Origin of the sequence: Sphingosinicella sp. CPCC 101087 (genome assembly GCF_004151485.1) — a bacterium.
Lineage (GTDB): Bacteria > Pseudomonadota > Alphaproteobacteria > Sphingomonadales > Sphingomonadaceae > Allosphingosinicella.
Window position 1 is genome coordinate 143,168 of sequence record NZ_SBFF01000006.1, and the last position, 25,738, is coordinate 168,905.

30 protein-coding genes and 3 tRNA genes are annotated in these 25,738 nt (G+C 66.6%); 16 read left to right on the forward strand and 17 right to left on the reverse strand.

Going from position 1 to position 25,738, the window contains the following annotated elements; translation table 11 throughout:
* Positions 1–114: 114 nt before the first annotated feature.
* From rimO to EKM57_RS10870, 4 genes are all read left to right on the forward strand, one after another.
* Complete coding sequence (gene rimO / locus EKM57_RS10855; protein ID WP_129792523.1) at positions 115–1,449, forward strand: 30S ribosomal protein S12 methylthiotransferase RimO; 1,335 nt, start codon at positions 115–117, stop codon at positions 1,447–1,449.
* A gap of 327 nt (positions 1,450–1,776) precedes the next feature.
* On the forward strand, positions 1,777–3,165 hold the full coding sequence (locus EKM57_RS10860; RefSeq protein ID WP_129792524.1) for a M17 family metallopeptidase: 1,389 nt from the start codon (positions 1,777–1,779) through the stop codon (positions 3,163–3,165).
* Positions 3,166–3,337: 172 nt separating this feature from the next.
* Entirely contained in the window at positions 3,338–3,679 is a 342-nt protein-coding gene (locus tag EKM57_RS10865; RefSeq protein WP_129792694.1) for a MarR family winged helix-turn-helix transcriptional regulator, read from the forward strand.
* 10 nt (positions 3,680–3,689) lie between these two features.
* Positions 3,690–4,514, forward strand: coding sequence for an NlpC/P60 family protein (locus EKM57_RS10870; RefSeq protein WP_129792525.1), 825 nt, complete (start codon positions 3,690–3,692; stop codon positions 4,512–4,514).
* Between the two features lie 329 nt (positions 4,515–4,843).
* Here the strand turns inward: EKM57_RS10870 and mltG are convergent, their stop codons facing one another.
* The 5 genes from mltG to fabD form a co-directional block, all read right to left on the reverse strand.
* Entirely contained in the window at positions 4,844–5,812 is a 969-nt protein-coding gene (gene mltG / locus EKM57_RS10875; RefSeq protein ID WP_129792526.1) for an endolytic transglycosylase MltG, read from the reverse strand.
* Positions 5,813–5,828: 16 nt separating this feature from the next.
* A complete protein-coding gene (gene fabF / locus EKM57_RS10880; protein ID WP_129792527.1) occupies positions 5,829–7,088 on the reverse strand; it encodes a beta-ketoacyl-ACP synthase II in 1,260 nt (419 codons plus the stop codon).
* Positions 7,089–7,304: 216 nt separating this feature from the next.
* Complete coding sequence (locus EKM57_RS10885) at positions 7,305–7,541, reverse strand: acyl carrier protein (protein ID WP_114951356.1); 237 nt, start codon at positions 7,539–7,541, stop codon at positions 7,305–7,307.
* A gap of 338 nt (positions 7,542–7,879) precedes the next feature.
* Complete coding sequence (gene fabG / locus EKM57_RS10890; protein WP_129792528.1) at positions 7,880–8,617, reverse strand: 3-oxoacyl-[acyl-carrier-protein] reductase; 738 nt, start codon at positions 8,615–8,617, stop codon at positions 7,880–7,882.
* Positions 8,618–8,749: 132 nt separating this feature from the next.
* Positions 8,750–9,673, reverse strand: coding sequence for an ACP S-malonyltransferase (gene fabD, locus EKM57_RS10895; RefSeq protein WP_129792529.1), 924 nt, complete (start codon positions 9,671–9,673; stop codon positions 8,750–8,752).
* 260 nt (positions 9,674–9,933) lie between these two features.
* On the opposite strand from fabD, the gene rpsF reads away from it, so the two are divergent.
* The 4 genes from rpsF (at position 9,934) to EKM57_RS10915 (ending at position 11,597) form a co-directional block, all read left to right on the forward strand.
* The gene (gene rpsF / locus EKM57_RS10900) at positions 9,934–10,371 is read left to right on the forward strand and encodes a 30S ribosomal protein S6 (protein WP_129792695.1); all 438 of its coding nucleotides are present in this window, start codon (positions 9,934–9,936) and stop codon (positions 10,369–10,371) included.
* A gap of 17 nt (positions 10,372–10,388) precedes the next feature.
* Positions 10,389–10,613: a 30S ribosomal protein S18 gene (gene rpsR, locus EKM57_RS10905; RefSeq protein WP_129792530.1), complete on the forward strand. Its 225-nt coding sequence runs from the start codon at positions 10,389–10,391 to the stop codon at positions 10,611–10,613.
* A gap of 12 nt (positions 10,614–10,625) precedes the next feature.
* Positions 10,626–11,252 (forward strand): 50S ribosomal protein L9, encoded by a 627-nt coding sequence (gene rplI, locus EKM57_RS10910; protein WP_129792531.1) that lies wholly within the window; start codon positions 10,626–10,628, stop codon positions 11,250–11,252.
* 96 nt (positions 11,253–11,348) lie between these two features.
* A complete protein-coding gene (locus tag EKM57_RS10915) occupies positions 11,349–11,597 on the forward strand; it encodes a hypothetical protein (protein WP_129792532.1) in 249 nt (82 codons plus the stop codon).
* A 15-nt stretch (positions 11,598–11,612) separates the two neighbouring features.
* On the opposite strand, the gene EKM57_RS10920 is transcribed toward EKM57_RS10915, so the two are convergent.
* The 11 genes from EKM57_RS10920 to EKM57_RS10970 form a co-directional block, all read right to left on the reverse strand.
* Positions 11,613–12,245, reverse strand: a complete 633-nt coding sequence (locus EKM57_RS10920) for a PQQ-binding-like beta-propeller repeat protein (protein ID WP_129792533.1) — start codon at positions 12,243–12,245, stop codon at positions 11,613–11,615.
* A 32-nt stretch (positions 12,246–12,277) separates the two neighbouring features.
* Positions 12,278–13,498 (reverse strand): helix-turn-helix domain-containing protein, encoded by a 1,221-nt coding sequence (locus EKM57_RS10925; RefSeq protein WP_129792534.1) that lies wholly within the window; start codon positions 13,496–13,498, stop codon positions 12,278–12,280.
* Positions 13,499–13,670: 172 nt separating this feature from the next.
* The gene (locus tag EKM57_RS10930; RefSeq protein ID WP_129792535.1) at positions 13,671–14,978 is read right to left on the reverse strand and encodes an MFS transporter; all 1,308 of its coding nucleotides are present in this window, start codon (positions 14,976–14,978) and stop codon (positions 13,671–13,673) included.
* A gap of 23 nt (positions 14,979–15,001) precedes the next feature.
* Positions 15,002–15,481, reverse strand: a complete 480-nt coding sequence (locus EKM57_RS10935) for a hypothetical protein (protein ID WP_129792536.1) — start codon at positions 15,479–15,481, stop codon at positions 15,002–15,004.
* Between the two features lies 1 nt (position 15,482).
* Positions 15,483–16,103 (reverse strand): GTP cyclohydrolase I FolE, encoded by a 621-nt coding sequence (folE, locus tag EKM57_RS10940; protein WP_129792537.1) that lies wholly within the window; start codon positions 16,101–16,103, stop codon positions 15,483–15,485.
* A 164-nt stretch (positions 16,104–16,267) separates the two neighbouring features.
* Positions 16,268–16,344: transfer RNA gene (locus EKM57_RS10945), tRNA-Arg, on the reverse strand.
* Between the two features lie 42 nt (positions 16,345–16,386).
* Positions 16,387–16,821 carry a DUF1178 family protein gene (locus EKM57_RS10950; RefSeq protein ID WP_129792538.1) on the reverse strand — a complete coding sequence of 145 codons (435 nt, stop codon included), beginning with the start codon at positions 16,819–16,821 and terminating at the stop codon, positions 16,387–16,389.
* Positions 16,818–17,648, reverse strand: coding sequence for a carbon-nitrogen hydrolase family protein (locus tag EKM57_RS10955; protein ID WP_129792539.1), 831 nt, complete (start codon positions 17,646–17,648; stop codon positions 16,818–16,820). Before EKM57_RS10955 ends, EKM57_RS10950 begins: the two co-directional genes overlap by 4 nt.
* On the reverse strand, positions 17,645–17,905 hold the full coding sequence (grxC, locus tag EKM57_RS10960; protein WP_129792540.1) for a glutaredoxin 3: 261 nt from the start codon (positions 17,903–17,905) through the stop codon (positions 17,645–17,647). Before grxC ends, EKM57_RS10955 begins: the two co-directional genes overlap by 4 nt.
* A gap of 127 nt (positions 17,906–18,032) precedes the next feature.
* A complete protein-coding gene (locus tag EKM57_RS10965; RefSeq protein WP_129792541.1) occupies positions 18,033–18,839 on the reverse strand; it encodes a ComF family protein in 807 nt (268 codons plus the stop codon).
* Entirely contained in the window at positions 18,832–20,571 is a 1,740-nt protein-coding gene (locus EKM57_RS10970) for an SLC13 family permease (protein ID WP_129792542.1), read from the reverse strand. The genes EKM57_RS10965 and EKM57_RS10970 overlap by 8 nt, the downstream gene beginning before the upstream one ends.
* Before the next feature lie 101 nt (positions 20,572–20,672).
* On the opposite strand from EKM57_RS10970, the gene EKM57_RS22675 reads away from it, so the two are divergent.
* The 4 genes from EKM57_RS22675 to EKM57_RS10985 all read left to right on the forward strand — a co-directional run bounded on the left by EKM57_RS22675 (position 20,673) and on the right by EKM57_RS10985 (position 23,147).
* Positions 20,673–20,795, forward strand: coding sequence for a hypothetical protein (locus EKM57_RS22675; protein ID WP_256386884.1), 123 nt, complete (start codon positions 20,673–20,675; stop codon positions 20,793–20,795).
* A 93-nt stretch (positions 20,796–20,888) separates the two neighbouring features.
* Positions 20,889–20,962, forward strand: a tRNA-Cys gene (locus tag EKM57_RS10975).
* Positions 20,963–21,121: 159 nt separating this feature from the next.
* A complete protein-coding gene (locus tag EKM57_RS10980) occupies positions 21,122–22,393 on the forward strand; it encodes an integrase arm-type DNA-binding domain-containing protein (RefSeq protein ID WP_129792543.1) in 1,272 nt (423 codons plus the stop codon).
* A gap of 40 nt (positions 22,394–22,433) precedes the next feature.
* Positions 22,434–23,147, forward strand: coding sequence for an RNA replicase (locus tag EKM57_RS10985; RefSeq protein ID WP_129792544.1), 714 nt, complete (start codon positions 22,434–22,436; stop codon positions 23,145–23,147).
* Positions 23,148–23,380: 233 nt separating this feature from the next.
* Here the strand turns inward: EKM57_RS10985 and EKM57_RS21860 are convergent.
* A tRNA-OTHER gene (locus tag EKM57_RS21860) sits at positions 23,381–23,488 on the reverse strand.
* Between the two features lie 424 nt (positions 23,489–23,912).
* Between EKM57_RS21860 and EKM57_RS10990 the strand changes: the two genes are divergently transcribed.
* The 4 genes from EKM57_RS10990 (at position 23,913) to EKM57_RS11005 (ending at position 25,723) form a co-directional block, all read left to right on the forward strand.
* Positions 23,913–24,230 (forward strand): hypothetical protein, encoded by a 318-nt coding sequence (locus EKM57_RS10990; protein ID WP_129792545.1) that lies wholly within the window; start codon positions 23,913–23,915, stop codon positions 24,228–24,230.
* 285 nt (positions 24,231–24,515) lie between these two features.
* A complete protein-coding gene (locus EKM57_RS10995) occupies positions 24,516–24,737 on the forward strand; it encodes a hypothetical protein (RefSeq protein WP_129792546.1) in 222 nt (73 codons plus the stop codon).
* A gap of 62 nt (positions 24,738–24,799) precedes the next feature.
* A complete protein-coding gene (locus EKM57_RS11000; protein ID WP_129792547.1) occupies positions 24,800–25,048 on the forward strand; it encodes a hypothetical protein in 249 nt (82 codons plus the stop codon).
* 132 nt (positions 25,049–25,180) lie between these two features.
* On the forward strand, positions 25,181–25,723 hold the full coding sequence (locus EKM57_RS11005) for a hypothetical protein (protein ID WP_206185394.1): 543 nt from the start codon (positions 25,181–25,183) through the stop codon (positions 25,721–25,723).
* Positions 25,724–25,738: the final 15 nt, after the last annotated feature.

Consider the following 25,738-nt stretch of genomic DNA (forward strand, 5'->3'; position numbering starts at 1 on the left):
ATCGAATGGGGCATGGGCCGCGTCGAGTCCAGCCGCAGCCGGCCCCAACTCGGGGCCCGCGAACGTGGCGGCTCTAGGAAAAGGCGGCCGGACCCACTATCTCACGCCCCGCTCATGGAAATCACTCTCCCCTCGCCGCCCAAGGTCGGGATGGTCTCGCTCGGCTGTCCGAAAGCCCTGGTCGATTCCGAACGCATCCTCACCAAGCTGAGGAGCGACGGCTATGCTCTGTCTCCCGATTATGCGGGCGCGGACGTCGTGCTGGTGAACACCTGCGGCTTCCTGGATTCGGCCAAGGAGGAGAGCCTCGCGGCGATCGGGGAAGCCATCGCCGAGAACGGCCGAGTCATCGTCACCGGCTGCATGGGCAAAGAGGCCGATCTGATCCGCGAGCGCTTCCCCGACGTGCTCGCCATCACCGGCGCCGCTCGCTATGAGGAGGTCGTCGGCGCCGTCCATGTCGCCGCTCCGGTCCCGCCATCGGCCTATCTCAACCTGGTTCCGGAGGCGGGCCTGAAGCTGACGCCTCGCCACTATTCCTATCTGAAGATTTCGGAAGGCTGCAATCACCGTTGCGCCTTCTGCATCATCCCGTCGCTTCGCGGTGACCTGGTGAGCCGCCGCCCGGACGCGATCCTTCGCGAGGCGGAGAAGCTGGTCGCCGCCGGCACGCGCGAGCTGCTGGTGATCAGCCAGGATACTTCGGCCTACGGGGTCGATCTCAGGCACGCGGCCTGGCCGTGGAAGAGCGGCGAGGTGCGGGCGCACATGACCGATCTCGCCCGTGAGCTCGGCCGCCTCGGCGCCTGGGTGCGGCTGCACTACGTCTATCCCTATCCGCACGTCGACAAGGTGATCCCGCTGATGGCGGAGGGCCTGATCCTCCCCTATCTCGACATTCCCTTTCAGCATGCCAGCCCCAGGGTGCTGAAGGCGATGAAACGGCCCGCCAACGAGGTGAAGGTGCTCGAGCGGATCCGCGGCTGGCGTGAAACCTGCCCGGACATCGCGATCCGCTCGACCTTCATCGTCGGCTTCCCCGGCGAGACGGACGAGGATTTCGACTATCTCCTCCAATGGCTCGACGAAGCACGGCTGGACCGCGTGGGCGCGTTCAAGTTCGAGCCGGTGAAGGGGGCGGTCGCCAACGGGCTCCCGGGGGCCGTTCCCGAAGCGGTGAAGGAGGAACGCTACGCCCGGTTCATGGCCAGGGCTGCAGAGATCTCCGCGGCCAAGCTCCAGGCGAAGATCGGCCGGACGATCGACGTGATCGTCGATGTGGTTGATGAGGAAGGCGGCGCGACAGGACGTTCGAAGGCGGACGCTCCGGAAATCGACGGCCAGGTCTTCCTTCGCGACGTCCACGGCGCCTCGGCTGGCGACATCCTCTCCGTCGAGGTCGAGGATGCCGACGAGCACGACCTTTACGGCGTGCCGGTCGAACGCTGACCCGGCAGCGCCAAAGCTGTTCGGCGCTTTCCCCATGTGCAGGGCCGCGGTGATTCCGTTCGCCCGCATGACTGTCAGCTCGTCGCGCGAATCCGCACGCACATGCATGTTGGGAAGCCCCGGCAGCCGATAGGCCGTGCCGTTTCCGTCGATCGTCACCGCCCTTTGGGGCGCAGCGATCCGCTGACCGATCGCCTTGATTCCCGGTCCTGCACGAGCCACGCCTCGATCAAGAAGCCCATCGAGCGTGGACCCGCAGAAAGTTGAGGAGAAGGACGAAGATCCGATGCATTTGAACCCCCCTCCCCCTTCCGGTAGTGGGCCAGCATGACAGACGTCGCTAGCCTGCTCCAGCCCGACCGCGGCCAGCCCGCGACTCCGCTCCACCTCGTCGACAAAAGGGGCTTCGGCGGCTGGATCCAGAGCCAGCCCGAGCGGGCGCGGCAGGCGGCGCAAGCCCAAGGTTTCAAGGGCGAGGGATTTCAGCTCGCCATATTGCCTGAACCGCGCGACGGGTGGTCGGCAGCACTGGGCGTGGCCAATGTCGACGAACTCAGCCCCTGGTGCCTGGCTCGGGCAGCCGAAAGCCTGCCGGAGGGAATTTATCGCGTGGAGGGCCGCAGCCCAGGCCCGGCGACATTGGGCTGGCTGCTCGGCCAGTACCGGTTCGACCGCTATCGGGAGAAGAAAGAGCGCAAGGGACCGCGATTGCTCCTCAGCGACGAGCCGGGCCGGATCGAGGAGAACATACTGATCGCCGAAGCGACCTGCCTGGTCCGCGACCTCGTCAACACGCCGGCGGGCGACCTCGGTCCCGCCGAACTTCAGGCGGCGATCGAGAGCGTCGCCGACGAGTGCGGCGCGAAGTTGCGCGTCACCATGGGCGAGGCGCTCGAAACGGCCTTCCCGATGGTCGCCGCGGTCGGCCGCGCTGCGGCATCCGATCGCGCGCCGCGTCTGATCGAGCTCGAATGGGGCGACCAGCGCCATCCCGGTCTGGCGCTGGTCGGCAAAGGCGTCTGCTTCGATTCCGGCGGGCTGGACATCAAACCCTCCGCCGGCATGCGCCTGATGAAGAAGGACATGGGCGGAGCCGCGCATGCGCTTGCTCTCGCTCGCCTGGTGATGAAGGCCAACCTTCCGGTCAGGTTGCACCTGGTGGTCCCGGCAGTGGAGAATGCCATCTCCGGAGCGGCGTTCCGGCCGGGCGACATATTGAGGAGCCGCAAGGGCCTGACGGTCGAGGTCGGCAATACCGACGCGGAAGGCCGGCTTATCCTCGCCGATGCGCTGACGCTGGCCTCCGAGGGGACGCCCGAGCTGATCGTGGAGTTCGCGACGCTCACCGGTGCAGCGAGGGTGGCGCTCGGGCCCGATTTGCCGGCTTTGTTCGCCAATGACGACGCGCTGGCCCAGGGACTGCTGGAGGGAGGAAGTCAGGTTTCCGATCCGCTTTGGCGGATGCCGCTCTGGAAGCCCTATGACGAGATGCTCGCCTCGGACGTCGCGGATCTCGGGAACGTCTCGGAGACTCCCTTCGCCGGGGCCGTGACCGCCGCCTTGTTCCTTCAAAGATTCGTGCCCGAAAATTTGCCCTTCGCCCATTTCGATACCTTTGCCTGGCGGCCTTCCGCCAAGCCAGGGCGGCCCAAAGGAGGCGATGCCGTTGGACTGCGCGCGGCCTGGCAGCATTTGCGGCAACGCTATCGGCGATAGAGGGGGGGCGTGAACCGTCAGGACCGTGCCTGAACCGGCTTGATGCTGATTTTTCGCGGAAATCCAATCAGTCGGGAAACGAAACGGGTGCTTGCTGGTTTAAGGGCCGTAACGTCGAACCCTCGAGCGATTCGGAGCAGGTGCCGTGGCGGATCAACCGCTCAGAAGCTGGATGCATACGCTGATTAACTATGTCAGGTCCGGCCAGCCCGATCTTACTAACCGGCAGATGGCGCTCATGTTGCTGGTCTATTTGACTCCGGGCCCGCACACGGTGCGGGGCTTGGCTCACGTCCTTGGGGTCTCGAAACCGGTAATAACACGCGCCTTGAACACGCTCGGCTCGCTCGGCTATCTGCGGCGCGTCCGCGACGAGACCGACCGCCGCAACGTCTTCGTCGCCAGGACCAGCACTGGGCAGGAATTTCTTGACGGTTTTGAACGCAACCTTGAGCAGGACGGCTCCAGCCGCAAGGCTGCCCGGGAACGGGGACTCATCCTCCAGCACGGCTGACGGGTTCCGGTTGACCGGTCCATCACTGCCGCTCGATTCCCGCATCCATGCCTTCAGGCACGATCTGGCGGATATCGCCCTGGCGGGGCGGATCATCGCTTCTCATTATGCGCGTCCCCTGACGCGCAGTTGCGGCGCCCACTCCACCTACGTTCGGCGCGATCCCGATCCGGACGCCGAAGCGGTTTCCGAGCTCCTGCCGGGCGAGCCCTTCGCCGTCCTCGAATATGCCGCGGGCTGGGCCTGGGGCTATTGCGGTGCGGATCATATCGTCGGCTATGTCGAGGCAATCGGGCTGACCGATCCACTCGCGGCCACGCACATCGTGTGCGAGCGGTGCGCGCCGGTCGCCGCGGACGACCAGATCACTTCGCCCCTGCTCGCCACCCTGCCGATGGGGGCGCGGCTTCATGGCGAGGAGCATGGCGCCTGCCTCACCACCGAATATGGCTGCGTTTCGCTGAGCCACCTGCGACGGGTCGACGAGCATGATAGCGACCCCGTCACCGTCGCCGAGCGGCTGATCGGCGCACCGTTCCTCCCGGGCGGCCGCAGCCATTACGGGATCGACGGCGCCGGTCTCGTCCAGTTGTGCCTCGGCCTGTGCGGCTTCGCCGCGCCGCGCCTGCCCGAGCAGATGCGCGCGCTCGGCGGCCCGCTGCCGCAATCGGCGCCGCTGCGCCGCGGCGACCTCGTCCTGTTCGACCACCATGCCGGGCTGATGATCGACGACCTGCTGATGATCCATGCCAGCCCCCACGCCGGTAAGGTCACCGTCGATCCGGTCGCGATGGTCGAGGGTCCGGGATTGGAGCGCCGGCGACTGCCAATCTAGCGGTCGCGGCCAGCGCATCTCTCGTCCCGCGGCTTCGAGCGCTTCGGTCGACCGCTGCCGATGACAGCGCGTCCGGCGGCGACATTGCAATACGGAGCCGAAACAGTCAGTCTCGTTCTCGAGCAGCGCGGGCGTTCAGCGGCTCGGTGTGGTCGTGCTGATCGTCGCTGTCCTGCTGGTGTGGGTTGCCTCGACGGCACGAAGGCGCAAGTGGCTGCGCTGAAGCATGTCACGTCGGGCGCACGCGCCCGAAAAACTGGAAAAGTCTCGCTCGAGAGATCCGGGAGCCTGCTCCGATCCGACCCGATCGGATCATGCTCTGGTCTGCCCTACATCTCGCCTCGGGCCCGGCGTAGCGCATACCAACGCTCCACATTGGCGCGGTGCTGCTCATAGGTCTCCGCGAAGATGTGGCCTCCGGTCCCGTCGGCAACGAAGAATAACGCCCGCGTCGGCGCGGGGTCGAGAACAGCCGCGATAGATTCGCGGCCGGGATTGGCGATCGGTCCGTCCGGGAGGCCCGCCCGCGCGTAGGTGTTGTAGCCGTTATCGTCGCGCAGCTCCGACTGGAGGATGCGCCGGCCGAGCGGCCGCCCGCGCGTGATGGGGTAGATGACCGTTGGATCGGCATCGAGCTTCATGCCCGCCTTCAGTCGATTGGTGTAGACGCCCGCAACCATCCGCCGTTCAGACGGCTTGGCGGTTTCCTTCTCGACGATCGATGCGAGAATGATCGCTTCGCGCGGCGTGGACACGGCAATCCCTGGTCGGCGGCGTGCCCACAGGCGCGCCAGCTCAGCGCGCATGGCGGCCTGCATCCTGCCCAGGACGGCCGAGCGGGTCTCGCCGCGCTGATAGGTGTAGCTGTCCGGCAGGACAGAGCCCTCCTCCGGCAACGGGACGGCGCCTGTCAGATAGGGGACGCGCATCAGACGCTCGCGGACCAGCACCGACGGCATGCCCTCGGGAATGGTAACGAGCCGCTGCACGGGCCGACCGTGCTGCAGGAGGTTCAAAATGCCGTCGGCGCTCAGCCCCTCTGGGATCAGGAACTCGCCCGCCTGGACCGGATCGGACGAGCCGAAGAAGCGCGCGAAGGCGCGGAACGTCCGCGCATCGCCGCGGATCACCTCCGCCTGCTCAAGCTGATCGGCCACGCGCGCGAGGCTCGAACCCTGCTCGACGATGATCGTCTTCGTTTCGGTCGCCGGACCGGGTCCCGCCCAGAGCAGCCAGAAGGCCATGCCGGCAGCGATGAGCGCCAGCGCCGGAACGAGCAGCAGGAACAGGCGCTTCATGGCTTGGCTAAATGTCTCAGACTGCCTTCATCACCAAGCTGGCATTGGTGCCGCCGAAGCCGAAGCTGTTGTTGATGACGGCGCGAACCTTGCGCTCCTTGGCATGATGGGGGACCAGATCGACGCCCGCCGTGCCCTCGCTCGGATTGTCGAGGTTGAGGGTGGGCGGAACGACCTGGTCACGCAGGGCGAGAATGCAGAAAATTGCTTCGACGGCTCCCGCGCCGCCAAGCAAGTGACCGATCGCCGACTTGGTCGAGCTCATCGAGACCTGACTGATGGCTTGGCCGAACAGTCGCCGTACGGCCCCGAGTTCGAGCTCGTCTCCGAGCGGAGTCGAAGTGCCGTGCGCGTTGATATAGTCGATGTCGACCGGATCCATGCCGGCACGCTTCAGGGCCATCTCCATCGCCCGATAGCCGCCCGAACCTTCGGGGTGGGGCGCCGTGACGTGATAGGCATCGCCGGAAAGGCCATAGCCGACGACCTCGGCATAGATCTTCGCCCCGCGCGCCTTTGCGCGCTCATATTCCTCGAGCACGACCACGCCCGAGCCTTCGCCCATCACGAAGCCGTCGCGATCGGCGTCATAGGGACGGCTCGCCCGCTCCGGCTCGTCGTTAAAGGCGGTCGAAAGCGCCCGAGCCTGGGCGAAGCCGGCGATTCCGATCGGGCAGATGGCAGCCTCCGAGCCGCCAGCGAGCATGACGTCGGCATCGTCCATCGCGATCATCCGCGCCGCATCACCGATCGAATGGGCGCCGGTCGAGCAGGCGGTGACGACCGCGTGATTCGGCCCCATCAGACCATATTTGATCGAGACCTGACCTGAGATGAGATTGATCAGGCGCCCATGGACGAAATGCGGGCTGACCCGGCGCGGCCCCTTCTCGTGCAGGACCAGGGACTCCGATTCGATTCCGGGCAGGCCGCCAATGCCCGACCCGATCGAGACGCCGGCCCGATAGCGCTCGGCCTCGATCATGTCGACGAGGCCTGAATCCTCGAGGGCCTGTCCGGCCGCATCAATGCCGTAAACGATGAACGGATCGACCTGGCGCTGGACCTTGTGGTCGACCCTTTTGTTCGGATCGAACCCCATTTCGTGACCGGGCGGCTTCAGCTCGCACGCAATCTTGCAGGCATAATCTGCGGGGTCGAACTTGGTAATGCGGCCCGCTCCGCTCTTGGAGGCGAGAATGTTCTTCCAGCTGGTTTCGACGTCTCCGCCGACGGGCGTCACCAGGCCCAGACCAGTCACCACGACACGGCGCATGCGTGCTTCTCCTCAACGGCGAACGGCCCCCCACCTAGGGCGGAGGGCCGTTTTTTCAACTTAGGCCAATTCCCGGCGGACAGAATCCAGCACAGTTCGGCGAACGGCGCGGATTCGATGTTTGTCGCGCTCCCTGACGCAAAACCGGTTCCCACTTTTGCGTGGAGCGCTCCAGTCGGCTCCCGCGCCGCCAGGCGTTCGGGCGGTCCTCCTGCCTCAGGCCTTGTTCTGCTCGATATAGTCGATTGCGTCCTTGACGGTCGTGATCTTCTCGGCGGCATCGTCCGGGATCTCGACCCCGAATTCTTCCTCGAAAGCCATCACCAGTTCGACGATGTCGAGGCTGTCGGCGCCGAGATCGTCGATGAAGCTCGCTTCCTCGGTGACCTTGTCGCCTTCGACACCAAGGTGCTCGACGACGATCTTCTTCACGCGTTCGGCGGTCTCGCTCATAGTCTACCTTTCCCTAGAGGCTTTGTCTTGTTGTCGTTCGCCCTAGCCGCTCCCACCCGGCGCTGGCAAGGGCCCGGGGCCTCGCATCACCGGCCCCCGAACTACCTCCCCAACTCCGCGGCGCCGTCGTCTTGCACGGAGGCCGCCGGCACTCCACGCACGCCGATCCGGCCGATACTCATCAGCTTCTCGCGGTCGGCAAAACGACGTCCGGAAACCTGGAGCCGCTGCAAGGGCACCCACCGACGAATGTCATGCCCTCCGGCGGACCGTCGCTGCTCCGGAACATGGTAGACCTTGGTCGGATGCTCCGTGTGTCTTCCCTCCACGCATCGCGCTCAGATCATCGCCATGCCGCCATTGATGTGCAAGGTCTGCCCGGTCACGTAGCCGGCTTCGCGGCTGGCGAGGTAAACGCAGGCGGCAGCGACATCGTCACCTTCGCCGAGCTTGCCGGCAGGTATTCGACCGAGCAAGGCATCCTTCTGCGTGTCCGGCAGCACGTCCGTCATGGCCGAGCGGATGAAGCCGGGGGCGACGCAGTTCACCGTAATCCCCCGGCTCGCCACTTCCTGGGCGAGCGCCTTGGACATGCCGACCAACCCGGCCTTGGAAGCCGCGTAATTGGCTTGGCCCGGATTGCCGGTGGCGCCGACAACGGAGGTGATCGAGACGATCCGGCCGAAGCGGGCGCGCATCATCGGCTTAAGCGCCGATCGGGCGAGACGGAAGGCGGCCTCGAGATTGATCCGAATAACGTCGGACCATTCCTCGTCCTTCATCCGCATCGCGAGATTGTCGCGCGTGACGCCCGCATTGTTGACCAGGATGTCGAGCCGGCCGAGCCCTTCCACCGCCTGCGGCACCAGCGCATCGACGGCTGCTGCGTCGGCAAGGTTGCACGGCAACGCGACATGATCGCCGCCGAGATCGGCCCGGAAGGCCTCGAGCTTGTCCGCATTGGATCCCGAAACCGCCAGCCGCGCCCCCTGCCCCGCCAGCGTCCTGGCGATGGCCGACCCGATTCCGCCAGAGGCCCCAGTCACGAGAGCGGTCATTCCCGAAAGATCGAACATATATGTCTCCCAACTAGGCGGTGCGGATAGGCCCGAGCTCGCCCGTCGCCCCTGTCCGTCGCTCGAGCCGCGACCCAAGGCTTTCGTAGGGGCACCCTGTGTTGGCCGCGGCAACGCCCGGCCCCGCGTGAACTATATTGCCTTCACCAGCGCGTCGATGTCGTCCGGAGTCACGACGCTGATGACCGTCGCGTCCGGGGCGATGCGCTTCACCATCGGGCCGAGCACCTTCGCGCCGAGCTCGACATATTGCGTGACGCCGGCTTCGAACATCGCGGCGACGCTCTCGCGCCAGCGGACCATTTCCGTGACCTGCTCCACCAGCAGGCGGCGTATCTCGTCGGGGTCGCTCGCTGGCGCCGCGGTCACGTTGGCGTAGACCGGCACGATCGGCGACGAGACCGACGCCTCGGCCAGCGCCTCCGCCATGGCTTCGGCCGCAGGCTGCATCAGCGGGCAATGGAACGGCGCCGACACCGGCAGGAGGATGGCACGCCGGGCCCCCTTCTCCTTGGCGATGTCGAGCGCCCGTTCGACCGCGGCACGGTCACCCGATATCACGACCTGGCCCGGATCATTATCATTGGCGACGGTGCAGACCTGCCCCTGAGCCGCCGCCTCGGCCACCTCCCGGGCGAGGCCTAGGCCGGCGCCGAGCAGGGCCGCCATCGCCCCCTCCCCGACCGGCACCGCCGCCTGCATGGCGTGGCCGCGGCGCTTGAGCAGCCGTGCCGTCGTTGCGAGATCGAAGGCTCCGGCGGCGCACAAGGCGCTATATTCGCCCAGGCTATGCCCGGCGACGAAGTCCGCCTTCGCGGCAAGATCGATGCCGGACGCGCGCAGGGTGGCGATCGCATTGGCCATGATCGCCGGCTGGGCATTCTCTGTGAGGGTCAGGTCGTCCGGCGGCCCTTCGGCCATGAGCACCGAAAGCTTCTGCTTCAGCGCCTCGTCGACCTCGCCGAACACGTCGCGGGCGGCCGAGCTCGCCTCGGCCAGCGTCCTGCCCATTCCGACGGACTGGCTTCCCTGTCCCGGGAAGATGAAAGCGCGCATTGCTGGTCCTCCTGTCGCGCGGGCTGGTAGGCCAGCGCTGCGGCGAAGCGCAAGGCGCACTTGATTTTTCCTTCCTTCTCCGCCATGTGGCCGGTTCCCGGGGCGGAGGCGATGCTTCCAAGCCCCGGTTTTGCTTTGATGCGCTTGCACGACGGCCATGGGCCGGCTCGGAAATTGCATCGGGCGAATAAGAGACGACAGCCGGAGGGGCGTCCGCATCGGGCGGCGTCAGCGATCGGCCAACATAAGGACGCATGAACATGCCGCTCTACGAGCATGTGTTTCTCGCGCGTCAGGACCTGGCCCAAGCCCAGGTCGACGCGCTGGCGGAGACCGCCACCAAGATCGTCGAGGACAATGGCGGCAAGGTCGTCAGGACCGAGACCTGGGGCCTTCGCAACCTCGCTTACCGCATCCAGAAGAACCGCAAGGCGCATTATGTCGCCCTCGATTTCGAGGCGCCGGCACCGGTCGTCGCCGAGCTGGAGCGCCAGACGCAGATCAACGAAGACGTCATCCGCTACATGACCATCAAGGTCGACGAGCACGAGCAGGGCCCGTCGGTAATGATGCGCCGCGGCGAGCGCGACAAGCGTCGCGGCGATCGCGACGACGACCGCGGTGACCGTGGCCCGCGCGGCGACCGTGGGGACCGTGGCGATCGTCCCGGCCGCGGCCGTGACGAGTTCGAAGGTTAAGAGAGGGATAGAGCGACATGGCACGCCCATTTTTCCGCCGCCGCAAGAGCTGCCCCTTCTCGGGCAAGGATGCGCCGAATATCGACTATAAGGACGTCCGCCTCCTTCAGGGCTTCGTCTCCGAGAGGGGCAAGATCGTCCCGAGCCGCATCACTGCGGTCAGCACCAAGAAGCAGCGCGAGCTGGCGCGCGCGATCAAGCGCGCCCGTCATATCGGCCTGCTTCCCTACGTCGTGAAATAAGGAGCCAGGGACATGGAAGTCATCCTGCTCGAGAGGATCGAGAAGCTCGGCACCATCGGCGACGTGGTGAAGGTCAAGAACGGCTACGCCCGGAACTTCCTGCTGCCGCGAGGCAAGGCGCTTCGCGCCAACGACGCCAATCGCAAGGTGTTCGAGGCCAATCGCGAGAATATCGAGGCGCAGAATGCCGAGCGCCGTGCAGCCGCCGAGAAGGACGCGCAGAAGGTGGACGGGCTGAAGATGCAGCTCATCCGCCAGGCGTCCAACACGGGTCAGCTCTACGGCTCCGTCTCCGCCCGCGACCTCGCCGAGGCGCTGGAAACGGAAGGGCACAAGGTCGCGAAGAACCAGATCATGCTCGACCGTCCGATCAAGGGGATCGGCGTGCACGACGTGCGCATCGCCCTTCATCCCGAGGTGGCGGTCACCATCCACGTCAACGTCGCCCGGTCGCCCGAAGAAGCCGAGCTGCAGGAGCAGGGCGTCGACGTGATGGCGCAGATGTTCGAGAAGGACGTCGCCGGTTTCACCGAGGAGCGGATCGCAGGCCTGGAGCCTGGCGAGATACCCCCGGAGGAAACCGGGGCCGGAGAATCGACTGAAGGGCCCACCGGGGAAGACTCGGCCGAGCAAGCCTGATCCTTCAAGCCGACGACGAGGGCCGCCCGCTCCCCACGAGCCGGCGGCCCTTTTCGTTTGCCCGATGCCCGAACTGAGGACAGGTTTCCCTGCATCATGGAGGGTGGATCGCTGAAGAATGGGCTCAAGCATCTCGTGGCTTGGGGCGTGCCCGCCCTGCTCGCCCTGATCTTGGGCCTGTCCGCCGGGCGGCCAGGCATCGTCGCCGCACTTCTCGCGTCGCTCGTCTGGCTCGCCTGGCGGTTCGACAATCAGTCCGGAACCTTCCTTGTGCTGACGATCCTGGTTCTGATCGCACTCGCCATTCCGGCCATGCTGCTGGTGCTGATGGCGGTCACGCACTGACCGCGCCAGCCGCGATCAGTGCGGCCGGCGGACGACCCTCACCTTCCCGCTGCCTCCGCCACCGCAGAAGAACTGATCGCCGCCATCGGACTCGAGCCCCGACACGCCCGCCCCTGGAGGCATGTCGAGCCGCTCCAGGACCTCGCCGGTTCGAGGATCGATCCGCCTGAGGTCGCTCTCCTCCCCCTCCCAGGTGCCGTGCCAGAGGTCGCCGTCGACCCAGGTCACGCCCGTGACGACCCGGTTGGAAACGATCGTGCGAAGGATCGCCCCCGTCTCCGGGTCCACCTGGTGGATCTTCTTGCCGCGATACTCTCCGACCCAGAGCGTGCCCTCCGCCCAGGCCAGTCCCGAATCTCCGCCGCCGCCCGGTGCCGGAATCGTCGCAAGGACGCGGCCCGTGGCCGGATCGATCTTCTGGATCCGCTCCTCGGCTATCTGGAACAGATGCCGGCCGTCGAAGGCCGTTCCCGCATCGGCGTCGACCGGGATCGAGCGCAGGACCTCGCCACTCCTGGGATCGAACGCGCTCAACCTGTCGCCCGTCGCCATCCAGACCTGCCGACCGTCATAGGTCACTCCGTGCACGTTCTCCACGTCCGGAAAAGGTCCGTACTCGCGTGTGATTTCGGCCGCTGATCGTTTCATTGGTCCATCCTTCCTGCTTGTTCCTGTACGACTTAGCCCGTCGGCAAGGGAGCAGTGAGTAACAAGAGTGTCGGGAATCCCGGCCCAAGCGGAGTCATCCAGCGACGCGCGCGGCCACGGCCGAACGATTGCACCCGGTCCGCCTCCGAAAGGGCATCCAGGGCGCGCTGTACCGTGCGCTGGCTGGCCCCGAGCGCCAGCGCGAGGGCCGAGCTCGACCAGGATTCCCCATCGGCGAGCAGAGCTAGCACGTCCGCATGCGCCTCCTCGACCGGTGGTGCCAGGACGATCACCTTTCGAGCGCGACGCGGAGCAAGCGCAAAACCTCCCTCTGTCGCTTTCAACTCGGCCAGTGTTCGAAGCTCCGCTCGGAGGCGCCCGATCTCGACCCGCAACCGCGCGCGGTGGGATTCGTCGGCATGCCTCGCGCGAAAGGCCCGCGAAAGAAGCGTCGTCCTCGGTACGTCCGCCGGCCAGGCTTCGCCGAGCGCACGGACGAGCGCGAACAGCACCGGGCGCCTGGCGAGCGGGATCACCATGCCGCCTTCCCGGACCACGTGGCGACAAGCGTCGACGACGAGAGCTTCCGACGCAAGCAACGCTTCGACCTCGTCGAGCTGGAGAATCCGCTCCTCGCCGTCCGCGACTAGGCGTGCGGCGGGTGCGTCGAGCGCGAGCGAGAGGCTTTCGACCTCCGCAGTCAGCGCGGCAACATCCGCAATTCGTGCGGCATGCTCGGCCCTCGAGAGCGCGGCCCGAGCCGCCTTCGTCCGAAGTCGCCTCATCGCGATGCCGGCAACGACCAGCTCGTGGGCCGCCTTCCACGCGGGCGGCAAAGGCTCCGGATCCAGCTGGCCGAGCAGCCGCTCCGCCTCGTACAGTCGTCCGACCAGAACCAGGCGGCGGACCTGGAGATGCCGCGCATGCGCGGCATTCACCCAATCGCCATGCCTTTCGAGCGTCTCACGGGCAGCTCCCAACGCCTTGGGAGCCCAGCCGAGGTTACGCGAGACGAGCGCAATCTCGGCCTCGGCGACGACGCAACGCGCACGGGCCACCCTTTCCTTCGGTCCGAAGGCCCGCGCCGCTTTTCGCAGCAGCACCTTGGCGCGATCGAGGTCGCCAAGCCGGGCCATGGTGATTCCGCGAAGCGCGAGCGCGGGGGCGTCGTCGCGCAGGGCCACTCGCCTCAACGCGCCGAGGAGGTCCCCGGCGGCGAGCGCCCGTGCCGCGGCCGTGATCAGCGAGTCCATCGCGCCACTATCGTCACTCCCGCCATCCGGCCTCCGCGTCCTAATCGGAACGTGGGAGAAAGGAAAATCCTCGGAGAATGATGACCGCGGTCAAAATCCAAAACGCCCTGGGACAGTCGCAACCGCCTTCGGAGTGCCCGTCGCAGCGGCGCCCCGGCTGGCCGAACTCGACCTACCTGATCGACTCGAGCTCGATGCCCTTGGTCTCGCGCGCGAGCAGGGCAGCGACTCCGCTGACGGCGCAGCTGACGCCCAGATAGAGGGCAACCGGCAGCGCCGAATCGTCGCGCTGGTAGAGCCACAGGGCAATGATCGGAGCGAGCGAGCCGGCGACGATGGCGGTGAGTTGGTAGGCGATCGAGACCCCGGAATAGCGGATCCGGGTCGGGAACAGCTCGGTAATGAACGCGGCCTGGGGGCCGTACATGGCGCCGTGCAGCACCAGGCCCACGACCAGGGCGGCCGAAATGGCGAGCGGCTCCCCGCTCCCGAGCAAGGGGAACAAGGCGAAGCTCCAGGCGGCGAGCCCCAGGCCGCCGAAGGCGTAGACCGGACGCCGGCCGATCCGGTCCGAAAGGCGGGCGAAAGCGGGGATGGCGAAGAACTGGACCGCGGCGCCGATCAGTAGCGCGTTGAGCGCCAGGCTGCGGGTCTCAGCCGCCACGTCGACCAGATAGGTGAGTGAGAAGACGGTGAGAATATAATATGAGATATTTTCGCCCCAGCGCAGCCCGGCGCCGAGCAGGATCGCCTTTGGCCGCTCGCGCAGCACGTCCATCGCCGGCAGCTTCGGCGGCACTTCGGCTTCGATCAGCGCCTCCTCGAACAGCCGGCTTTCGGTGACGCGGTTGCGTATGTACCAGCCGACCACCACCAGGACCGCAGAGAGCAGAAACGGAACCCGCCAGCCCCATTCGAGAAAATCGGCCTCCGACTGGAGCCCGGCCATCAGCGCCAGCACGCCCGCCGCGAGCAGGTTGCCGGCGGGAACGCCGGCCTGCGGCCAGCTGGCCCAGAAGCCTCGGCGCGCCGCATCGCCATGCTCGGCCGCCATCAGCACCGCGCCGCCCCACTCGCCGCCGACCGCAAAGCCCTGGACGAGGCGCAGCAGGATAAGGAGGATCGGCGCCCAGATCCCGATCTGCGCGTAGGTCGGCATGAGGCCGATCAGCACGGTCGCCACGCCCATCATGACCAGGCTCAGCATCAGCAGCCGCTTTCGCCCGATCCGGTCGCCGAAATGGCCGAAGACGATTCCGCCCACCGGGCGAGCGACGAAGCCCAGCGCATAGGTCGCGAAGGCGAGAAGCGTCCCGGTCAGGGGATCATATTCGGGGAAGAACAGCCGGTTGAACACCAGGGCGGCGGCCGACCCGTAAAGGAAGAAGTCGTACCATTCGATCGTCGTGCCGACGAGGCTCGCCATCACGACCCGTCGGAGCGGCGTTCTTTGTCCCCCAGACAAGGCTTCGGAAGCCATTCGCTCTCCCTCGCCGCGTGTGGTCAGGCGCCGCAGGTCCAGGCCCCTGCATGGGCCTGCTCCAGCTCGGCGCGTCGATGCGTGACCGTGATCCGGGCGGGCCGGCTGCTCCCTTCAGCGACCGCACGTCCGGCAGGGCCGCTACGCCCGACGCTGATGCTGAGCTGCCGGTCCTCGAAGAATCCGCCGGTCGGCCCGATCGGCCCGGAAGGGACGAGATGGCGGATCCCGTCCTGCATCCTGACGATGGCGTCGCCTCCCGTCGCCGCGAGCAGCAGCTGGCCGCCGACGCTGAAGGCGCAGCCTGCGCCGAGCAGACCTTCGCGCTCGACATCGGAGGGCTCGAGCGGCTGCAGCCGCACCGCCGTGAGCGGGTCGCCTTCTTCCTCGGACGGCGTGGACAAACGCTCGATCTGGTTGGCGCTGGCATTGCCTTCGAGCGCACCGTCTTCGCGACCGCAGCCCGCGAGCAGGACGAGAGTCATCGCGAAGCGGAAGCTCATCCTAATATCCCATCAACGCCAGCACCTCGCGCCGGCTTCGCTCGTCCTTGCGGAAAGTGCCCATCATCCGGCTGGTCGTCATCATCACGCCTGGTGTCTGGACTCCGCGGGCGGTCATGCAGGCATGGGTCGCCTCGATCACCACGGCGACGCCCTTCGGCTGGAGATGCTCCCAGATCGTGTCGGCCACCTGCGCAGTCAGCCGCTCCTGGACCTGCAGGCGCCGGGCGAAGCCGTGCAGCACGCGGGCGAGCTTGGAGATTCCGACGACCCGGTCGCCGGGCAGATAAGCGATCGCGGCCTTGCCGATGATCGGGGCGAGATGATGCTCGCAATGCGATTGGAACGGGATATCCTTCAGAAGGACGATCTCGTCATATCCGCCCACCTCTTCGAAGGTGCGGCTGAGGTGCTGGGCGGGATCCTCTGAATAGCCGCGGGCATATTCCCGCCACGCCCGCGCCACCCTCCGCGGGGTATCGCGCAGCCCTTCCCGATCGGGATCGTCACCGGCCCAGCGGATCAGGGTGCGCACGGCCTCCTGCACTGCCTCGGGAATGCCCGCCGAGGGCGGATCGGCGACGAGGTCGCCATCTTCGGGATCGGGCTCGAGTGGATCCATGCTTCGCCTCCGTTGCGGCGGCGGATACACAGGTCGGCGGGCGAACGGAACCGTTACGAACGATTCCTGCCGAGCCTGTCCGGCGCCTGCACATCCGGCGGGCCGAATAGCTGCACCATCTCCGGGACCGCACCGCCAGATGCCGGCCCCCGCGTTCAAGTTGATGGTGACCCCGACAGGATTCGAACCTGTGGCCTACTGATTAGGAATCAGTTGCTCTATCCTGCTGAGCTACGGGGCCGTGCCTCGGCGAAGCCGGGTTTGCCGCAAGCGGCGCGAAGGGTCAATTCTCCTCGCCTGGCTCCGGCACCGGAAAGAGAAGCGGCGAGACTGGAATCCCGTCCTCGATGAGGCTTTCGGCGTCCGCGCGCGTGGCACGGCCGTGAATCGCACGCGCTTCGGACTCGCCGAGATGGATGGCACGCGCCTCGTCGGGAAAGCGATCGCCGACGAAGTCGCTCTTTTCGAGCAGTTTGCGTTGCGCCTTGGCCAGTTGGGCCAGCATCGCCTTCGCCGCAGCGCGCTCGTCGGGAGACGATTGCTGGTTTCCCTTTTTCCCGACCCGGGGCGCCATGGGCGCCTTCTCCACCTCCGGAGCGCCACAGATCGGGCAGGAGACGAGGCCCCGCTCGGCCTGGGAGGCATAGTCTTCGCTCGATCCGAACCACCCCTCGAAGACATGGCCTTGGGATGCGCATCTCAGATCGAAGACGATCATCGGACATGCTCCGGGCCGGGGATCGGGCGGCGGTGGCGGATCGCGGGAAGTCGGTTGCGCACGTCGTCGACGGACGCCAGGTCGAGATCGGCAATGCCGAGCCCGAGAGCATCGCCGCCCATATCGAGCAGCACCCGCCCCCACGGATCGACCACCAGCGAATGGCCGTAGGTGGCGCGGCCGTCCTGGTGCAGGCCGACCTGGGCGGCCGCGACGACGAAGGCACCTGCCTCGATCGCCCGCGCCCGGAGCAGCACATGCCAATGCGCCTCGCCGGTCGGCACGGTGAAGGCGGCCGGGACGCTGAGCAGGACAGCGCCAGCATCGCTCAAGGCGGTGTAGAGGCCGGCGAAGCGCAGGTCGTAGCAGATGGACAGGCCGATCGATCCTACCGGCGTGTCGACCAGCACCGGCCGCTCGCCGCCACGGTATGAGGCCGATTCCCGCCAGCTCTCTCCCGTCGGGAGATCGACGTCGAACAGATGCATCTTGTCGTAGCGGGCGCGCACCCTTCCCGAATCGTCGATGACGAAGCCGCGATTGACCAGCTTGTCGTCTTCCCCTCCGCGTAGCGCCAGCGAGCCGAGATGAACCCAGATGCCGGCCTTCTTGGCGGCATCGCGGACGGCGGCCAGGACCGGGTCCTCCGCCTCGACGTACAAGTGCGGTGCGGCACGCGCCCGATCGCGGTCGAGGAGGCCGCTCATCTCGGGAGTGAACAGCATCGCTGCCCCACGTCGCGCCGCTTCCTCGACACGCCGGACCAGCGCGTCGGCATTGGCCCGAGGGTCGATCCCGGTCTGCGCCTGGAAGAGGGCGATTCTCATTCGCCGTTCAGCAGCGGATCGAGCCGACCTGCACGATCGAGTTCGTGCAGGTCGTCACTGCCGCCGACATGCCGACCATCGATGAAGATTTGCGGCACGGTCGAGCGGCCATTGGCGCGCTGCAGCATCTCTTCACGCTTCGGCCCGCCGAGCGTGATGTCATATTCCTCGAAAGCAACGCCCTTCGCCGCGAGAAGCCGCTTCGCGGTGACGCAATAGCCGCAAAAAAACTTGGTGTAGATCTCGACCTTCGCCATGACCTTTCGAGTGGGGATCGATGGCGCCCTTGTCAACGGCAGCCGGCGCGATGCGTTGTACCCGGTGTTCCCGGTTGCGCGCCGGGGCCAGGACGGAGATCATCCAGTCAGCGCCGCCTGCGTCACTCTACGGCGAACGGGCGGAAGGGAGAGCCCCCAGACGTTCCTCCGCCGACCCGGAGGGGTCGTCCTTCACCACCCGCGCCCAGCAAAGGACTTCCACCCGCGCTGCGCCTGCACGCTTGAGCGCACGCGCGCAGGCGTCGACGGTGGCGCCGCTGGTATAGACGTCGTCCACGAGCATGACCGACCGCCCACGCACCCAGTCCCGATGGGCGGCAGCGACGCGGAACGCGCCTCGCACAGCGTCGCGTCGCTGCTTCGGACTCATCGCCCTTAAGGCCGGTGTCGCCTTCACCCGCTCGAGCAGGTCGAGCCTGGCGAGCATGCCCGACCGGCGCGCCAGCGCCGAAGCGATCAGCGCCGCCTGATTGTAGCCGCGCTTCCATATCCGCCACCGGTGCAATGGAACCGGCGCGAGCCAGGCGTCCGCTCCGGGTGGAACGTGACGCTCGACGTAGCGGGCGATGGTCTCCGCCACGCCCGGCCGGCCGCCATATTTGAGCTTGAGCGCGACCTTGCGCGGAATATCGCCATAAGCGACCGCCGCGCGCATCCTGTCGAAGGCAGGCCGGTCGACCAGGCAGGCGCCGCAAAACTCCTCCCCGCCCGGGCCGAAGCCGAACGGCATCCCGCAGCAGGCGCAGCACGGATCGCCGAGAAAATCGAGCCGGGACCAGCAGTCGAGGCAGAAGCGGTGCGGCTCCGAGGTGATCGCGCCGCAGCCCGGGCAGCGCGGGGGCAGCGCGAAATCCACCACCGGCCGAAGCGCCGCGCGCGCCAGCACCAACGCCCGTGCCGAACGCTCAGCCATAGAGGCGGCTCAGCACATAAGCGGAGACGAGAATGGCCAGGATGGATAAAGGCAGTCCGACCTTCGGATAGTCGCGGAAGCGGTAATTGCCGGGGCGCATGACGATGAGATTGTTCTGGTGACCGATCGGCGTCAGGAAGTCGCACGACGAGCCGATCAAAACGGCGAGCAAGGCGGCATCGGGACTGATGCCGAGCGCCGCCGCTGCCCCGACTCCGACCTGCGCCATCACCAGCGCGGTGGCGATGTTGTTGAGGAAGATGGTGAGCAGCATCGTGACCCCGACGATCACCGCCAGCGTCACGAACAGGGGCGCACCCGACAGCATCCAGCCGAGCACGCCGGCGATGGCTGAGCTACCGCCGGCCTCGTCGAAGGCGCGCCCCACCGGGATCATCCCGGCGAGCAGGATCAGGACCGGAATGTCGATCGCGCGATACGCCTCGTCCGCCGGAATCAGCCGCAGCAGGCAGATGGCCAAGGCCGCGGCGATGAAGGCCGCGGTGGTTTCGATGCCGAAGAACGTGGCCACCAGCACGGCCAACGCATAGATGGCAACCACCAAGGCAGCGGAACGACCGGGCTTGATCGGGGCCGCGTCACGGTCGACCTCGAGTAAGCGGGCATGACGGATGAGACGGCCCATCGCGTCCGGCTCGCCGCGCAGGAAGAGCTGCTCGCCGGGCTCGATCTGATTCGCCTGCAAGGGGCGCTTCATTCGCGCCGCGCGGGGCCCGGCCGCGATGAACTCGATCGCGCCCCCGCTATGCGCGCCGACCGCGCCATAATCCTGGCCGATCAGCGACGAACCGTGGATGACCGAGACATGGGCGGTGACCGCGTCGGGGCGCTCGGGCGGAGCGTCGGAAAAGAGTCCGGATCGTTCGGCGACCTCCCACGGATAGTCGCGGCTCATCACGAGCAGGCGGTCGTCATGGAACAGCATCGCGTCGGATTCGAGCCGGGTGCGATGGCCGTTGCGCAGGACCGCAAGCAGGACGGCGCCGGATTCCCGCAGCTTCCGCCGCATCGCATCCATACGCATCTGCCCCTGGCTCGCGGCGATCGGCAGGCCAAGCTCGAAGACCAGCACTCTCTTGCTGTCATCCTCCTCATCTCCGCCTTCGCGGCGCGGGGCGAGGCGCCAGCCGACCACCATCAGATAGAGGAGGCCGGCCACGGCGAGCGCGCCGCCGACCGGCGTCATGTCGAACATCCCGAACGGTTCGCCGACCGTATCTTCGCGGATCGAGGAGATGATGAGGTTGGCGGGCGTGCCGATCAGCGTCGTCATCCCGCCCAGGATGGTCGCGAAGGAGAGCGGCATCAGCACGGCGCCGTTCGGAAGATTATGCTCGCGCGCCACGTTGAGCGCGATCGGCATGGTGATAGCCAAGGCCGCGATATTGTTCATGAAGGCCGACAGCACGGCGCCCATCAGCAGCACGCCGCCGATGCGGACAGTGGCGAACGGCACCTTCGGCACGAACAGACCGGTCATCGCCTGGGCGGCGCCGGTGAACTCCACGGCCCGTCCGACGACAAGCACGGCCGCGACGATGATCACCGCCGGGGAGCCGAAGCCGGCCAGCGCCTCCTCGAGCGAGACCAGCCCGGTAACCCAGGCCAGCATCAGGACGATGAGCGCGACGGCGTCGGGGCGGATGCGATCGCTGAGGAACAAAGCGAGCGCGAGCAGCATGATCGCCGAGCTGAGAAAGGCGTCGCTCATCTTTTCTCCTTTAGACGAGATCGTTCCGGGCGCCACGCCTTCTGCAAAAGCCGAACGATTTTGCGGCCTTTTGGTTGGACAGGAGAGGAATGGAAGCCGGGATGAGCAGGAAGGACAGGCTAGACAAGGCGGCGGAGCGCGGCGACCGCGACGACTATGACATGACCGGCAACGTGCGCCGCAAGCGGCAGAACCCCTCCCCCGGCGACCGCGTAGGAGGGTGAGCGCGCCGACAGCGATCCGGCCAGCCCGGAACCGGCGTCGCGCCGCCGACCGGCATTGACACGCCAGCCGAAGCCGCCCATTTCGGCCGCCTCGGCCCGATGGCGGAGTGGTTACGCAGAGGACTGCAAATCCTTGCACGCCGGTTCGATTCCGGCTCGGGCCTCCACTCTATGTTCCGCCACATTCCACAACGTTCCGTATCCACCTTGTTTTGGCTCGAAAAACCGCGCTATCTGGGTCCGGAGTGTTCCGACGCTTTCCAAGGAAAGCCGGATATCGAAGGGGGTATTTTGGGGGGACTTGATCTGGCGCTTGGGGGCATCGGATGCTGACCGAGCTCCGGTGCCGGTCGGCCAGCAAGCAGGCCAAGCCGTACAAGCTCCACGACGAAAAGGGGCTATACCTCTACGTGGCGCCATCCGGCCACAGATCTTGGCGGATGAAGTACCGATTCGGCGGCGGCGAGGCGCGGCGAGAAAAGACACTGACCTTCGGCCCTTATCCAGAGCTGAGCCTCAAGAAGGCACGGGAGAAGCGCGACCAGGCCCGTGCGCTGCTGCGGGACGGGATCGACCCGGGCGAGAAGAAGCGCCTCGAGTCAGCCCCGGGAGGCGCGGCGGGTCCGACTTTCGATTCCTATGCCCGAAGGTGGCATGCGGATCAGGCGGCGCTCTGGAAGCCGGTGCATGCGGATCAGGTCCTGACCAGCCTCGAGAAGAATGTTTTTCCGGCGATCGGCAGCAAGCCGATCGGCGACGTCCGGCCGGGAGATGTGCGCAAGCTGCTGCTCGCGATTCAGGATCGAGGCTCGGTCGATATTGCGCACCGCGTGCGCGGGCGCCTCTCGTCGGTATTCGCCCGGGCGATCGCCGACGAGCTGGTGGAGATGGACCCGGCCGCCGCGGTCGCGGCGGTGCTGCAGCCGGTGAAGTCGCGGCGGATGCCGGCGCTGGTGAAGCTCGATCAGGCGCGCGCCTTCCTTCGCGCGGTCGAGGCGGCGCCGTCGCATCCCGTCACAAAGCTCGCTTCCCGTTTGGTGGCGCTCACCGCGCTACGACCGGGCGTGATTCGGTTCACGCCCAGGACCGGCGAGTTCCAGGATCTCGAGGGCGAGGCTCCGCTCTGGCATATCCCCGCCGAGAGGATGAAGCTCGAGCTGGACGAGAGCGAGCAGGAGGCCTTCGATCACCTGGCGCCGCTGGCACGGCAGGCGGTCGACGTGATCCAGGTGGCGCAGCGCCTCGCCGGCCGGGCGCCTTGGCTTTTCCCGAGCATCCGGCAAGCCCACAAGCCGATCAGCGAGAACGCGCTGAGCTACGCTTACAAGCGAATCAAGGGCTGGGAGGGGAAGCACGTCCCGCACGGCTGGCGGTCGTCCTTCAGCTCGGTGATGAACGATCTCGCCGCCCAGCTCGATCGTGCGGCCGACGCCGACGTCATCGAACGGATGCTGGCCCACCAGCCGAAAGGGATTCGCGGAATCTACAACCGCGCCGCCTACATGCCGCGCCGGCGCGAGATCGCGCAGGAATGGGCGGACATGCTGCTGAAGGGCTTTCCCCCGGCGGAGCAGCTGCTCGAGGGGCCGCGGCACTAGCACATCGATTTATGTGCGCCGCCGGCCGGGAGGCGCGGTCATGAGCGCGCCATTCGGAACAATCGCCGGCTGCGCGCCGAAGAAGCGCACAGGTCAGCGCGTCTGGCGGAACAGCTATCACCGCGGCGAACGGGAGCACCGAATTTGGCGCCCGCTCGGCAAGACGAGGGAGGAGGCCTGGAAGTTCAAGAGGGCGCTGCTCAAAGCGGCCGAGCGATTCGAAGATCTGACTAAGCCCGCGGGCCGACGGATGGGCGAGCTCGGCTGGACTGGGGTCAAGGTCCTCAAGGCTCTCATCGAGATCGTCGACAATATGACGGGCCGCCTCGAACCTGCGATCGCGACTATCGCGGCGAAGGCGAACCTGGGCGTCAGCACCGTCGGCCGCGCCCTGGCACGGCTCCGAGATGCCGGCTTCCTTGACTGGCTCAGGCGCACCGAACCTCTCGATAATGACGGCGCCGGACCGCAGGTCCATCAAACCAGCAACGCATATTGGTTCAGGCTCAGGGGCCGCGCCGCTGGCCTGGTGAGGCTGATTCTGGGCAAGGCGCCGCCGGAGTCGAAGAGCCGCGAGGAAGTCCAGGCCGAGGCCTCAGCGGAGCGCGCGGCCCGTCTGAAGGCCATGCGCGGCCCGGCGCGCGTCTCGGCGGCCGACGTCCTGACCGACGAGGCGAAGGCCTCGCTCAGGCGGTTAAAGGAGATGCGGAGCGCGAACGCCTTGAAGCCGATGAATCCGGGTTCCAAGGGATAAAGGATAAGCGGACGCGCTTCGCGCGGCGCCATTTATCGGTTCGTGACCCTCCCCTCCCCCAGCAATAGCCACCGAACGACGGCGCGAACGCGACCGCCGCACCGCCGGCTGCGCCGGCGGAGGCTCCCCAGCGGGGAGCGGCGGCCGGTCGCGGTGCAAAATATTCGCATTCAGCGACGGCGATCGCGATCGGCGGAAACTAAGGCGACGAAAGCACCATCTTAGGCGGCAGATGGGGGACGGGGCCGGAGTTGAACCGACACCACTCCAAGGGTAGGAAAAGGGTGCGACGCCTTCCCCTACAATGTCCTCGGAGGCTCTATCCGTTAAGCTACCCGTCCTTAGCCGCTCTCGATGAACGATAATGGTTGCGCTATTCCTCGACCATAGGCTGACTCGCGGTCCTCAGAAAGAGAGTCGCTACCTACCGGTGCACATGTCGTGGGCGAATCGGGAGAGAGGTGGAGGAAAACCGGCCGATCTTCTCCTGGAGCCCTTCGACCATGCCGGTGTAGCACGTGCCCGTACATCTCCTTGTCCAAATCGAACAGCACCACGCCAAGGTGCCCAGCTTGACGGGCCGGCCCGTTCTCTATCGCAGCTGACTGAATTTCGATTTCAGCCACTGCGGCAGAAGTTAGCGACCCCTGGCCCGACAAGAGCACTTTCCGAAGCGGCCCGTTCTGATTACGTTCCTTGTGGCGGGAGGGATCTATGGCGCGCCAACGGCGGATTTGGCCGATTTCGTTCCGAACAGTCGGAACGATGCTCGAGCGCGGCGTCATTGTGCGCGTCGGCTGCGCGCGATGCGATACGTTCTTCGACGTCGACCTCGCAGCGATCGCCGCGAAACGCGGGCCGAATTTCAACCTCGTCGACCAGGAAATCAAGTGCAAGGTTAGCCGCTGCCGCGGGCCCAGCTATTTCGTTGCGGCAGAATCCCGCGATGCCCGCCTCATCACTTTGATCGACGCCGACGTCGATCCGCTCTCCGTCAACAAACGAGGCCTTCGGCCGCTCGACCTCGAGCCGCCGGAGCCTCCGATCGGCGCCGCGCCGGCGGACCGCGCTAACCCGGTCTAGGTGCATCATTCCGCATCAGCCGGAATCAGGCGCCTACGAGCCGCGTAGAGCGTCGATCCGCAAGGCAGGCCCGCCGGCAAGGAGGCATCGCGTTTCGCCGCTGGCTGGCCCCGCACCGGCTGCGACGCGGGCCGTTTGCATCAAAACCGACACCAAAAGCGAGCGGGCGAGGCGCGGGGGCAAGCGCGGCGCCCGGGTCCGGGCCATGGATTTTCGACCTCGGCCGAGCGGCGGCCTCGGCTGCGGCGCCTTGACCGTCGGCCGCCCGCGGAAGAGAGTCCGGCCATGGACGAGGACGCGATCGCGGCTGTCATGCTCGAGGAGCTGCGCCGGCAGGAGCTCGACGGCGGCAATCCGGTCGAGAGCAGCGAGGATGGCCGCTGGGCCCAGGTCGACGGCAGCTTCGACCTGGCAATGCTGGCCAGAGCCGTGCGCGCGGCGATCGCCAGCGCTGGGCCGGTGCCACGCGGCGACGGAGCGCCCTCGGGTACAACAAGAGGGGGATAGCCGACCATGGCGGCCGCGATTACATTCCGGAGGGGCGTCCTGCACTCGCGAAGGGGCTGAACATGGAGCGTGGGCTCAGCGACACGGGCAGGATGATCAGCCGCGATCCGAGCCATCTGGCCCAGTCTGTACTGTCGCTGGTCCGCCGGTTCGGCCCCGAGGGCTTGCCGCTAAGCCGCCTTGCGCAGGAGCTGCCCGCCCACGGCGGCGGTGAGCTCGACCGAGCCATGTACGATCTGGTTTCGCGCCGCGCTATCGAGAAGACTGTCCGACACGGCGCGATCTATCTGGTGGCGACGGACGCGACTTAGGCCGTAGCCTTGTAAACCTCGGAACGTCCGAGATGGGTGGATTGCAGACATTCCGGCCGACGCTAAACTGCTGACCGACAAAGATTGAGGGTAGTATTGATGCGGAGACGAAGACTACTCGGCATCTTGGGCTTGTTGCTGCTTGGCGCGCTGTTTGGACCACCGCTGGCGGGCGCTGCTTCCACCCTGTTCTGGACCACCGCCGCCGATGGGAACACGGCCTCTAGCGTCGCCGTGCGTATATATGATCGGGTGTATTCGCTCCCAGTCGGATTGAGCTTCATCAGTGACAAGGAACGTCTACCCGATGTGTCGCTCGGTGTCTCCTGCCACGAGCGCTACTTGAACGGGATCAGGGCAGGTGATGAAGGAACGAACCTCCTTTGGGAAGCAATCCGGCGACACTCAAATAAAAGGCTGCACAATTTGCTGAAGTTTGAGCCTGCATATGAAGCTCTCCTGTCCCTACCGCCGCCTGCACTTGGAGCATTGGACGCGTGCATCGGAGGCAGCCCTCTGATTGGCATGGCATGCGAGAGCTATGCAAAGCGGATCACCGAGGAAGCGCAGGCGGAGGCCGCTCAGAGACGGACAGACTTCTCCAACCTCGCTAAACTGGAGAGCGAGGCGATCTGGTGCGCGGCCGCCAGCCCGAACATGTCCACCAAGGGCTAGAATGGTGCAGCTTCG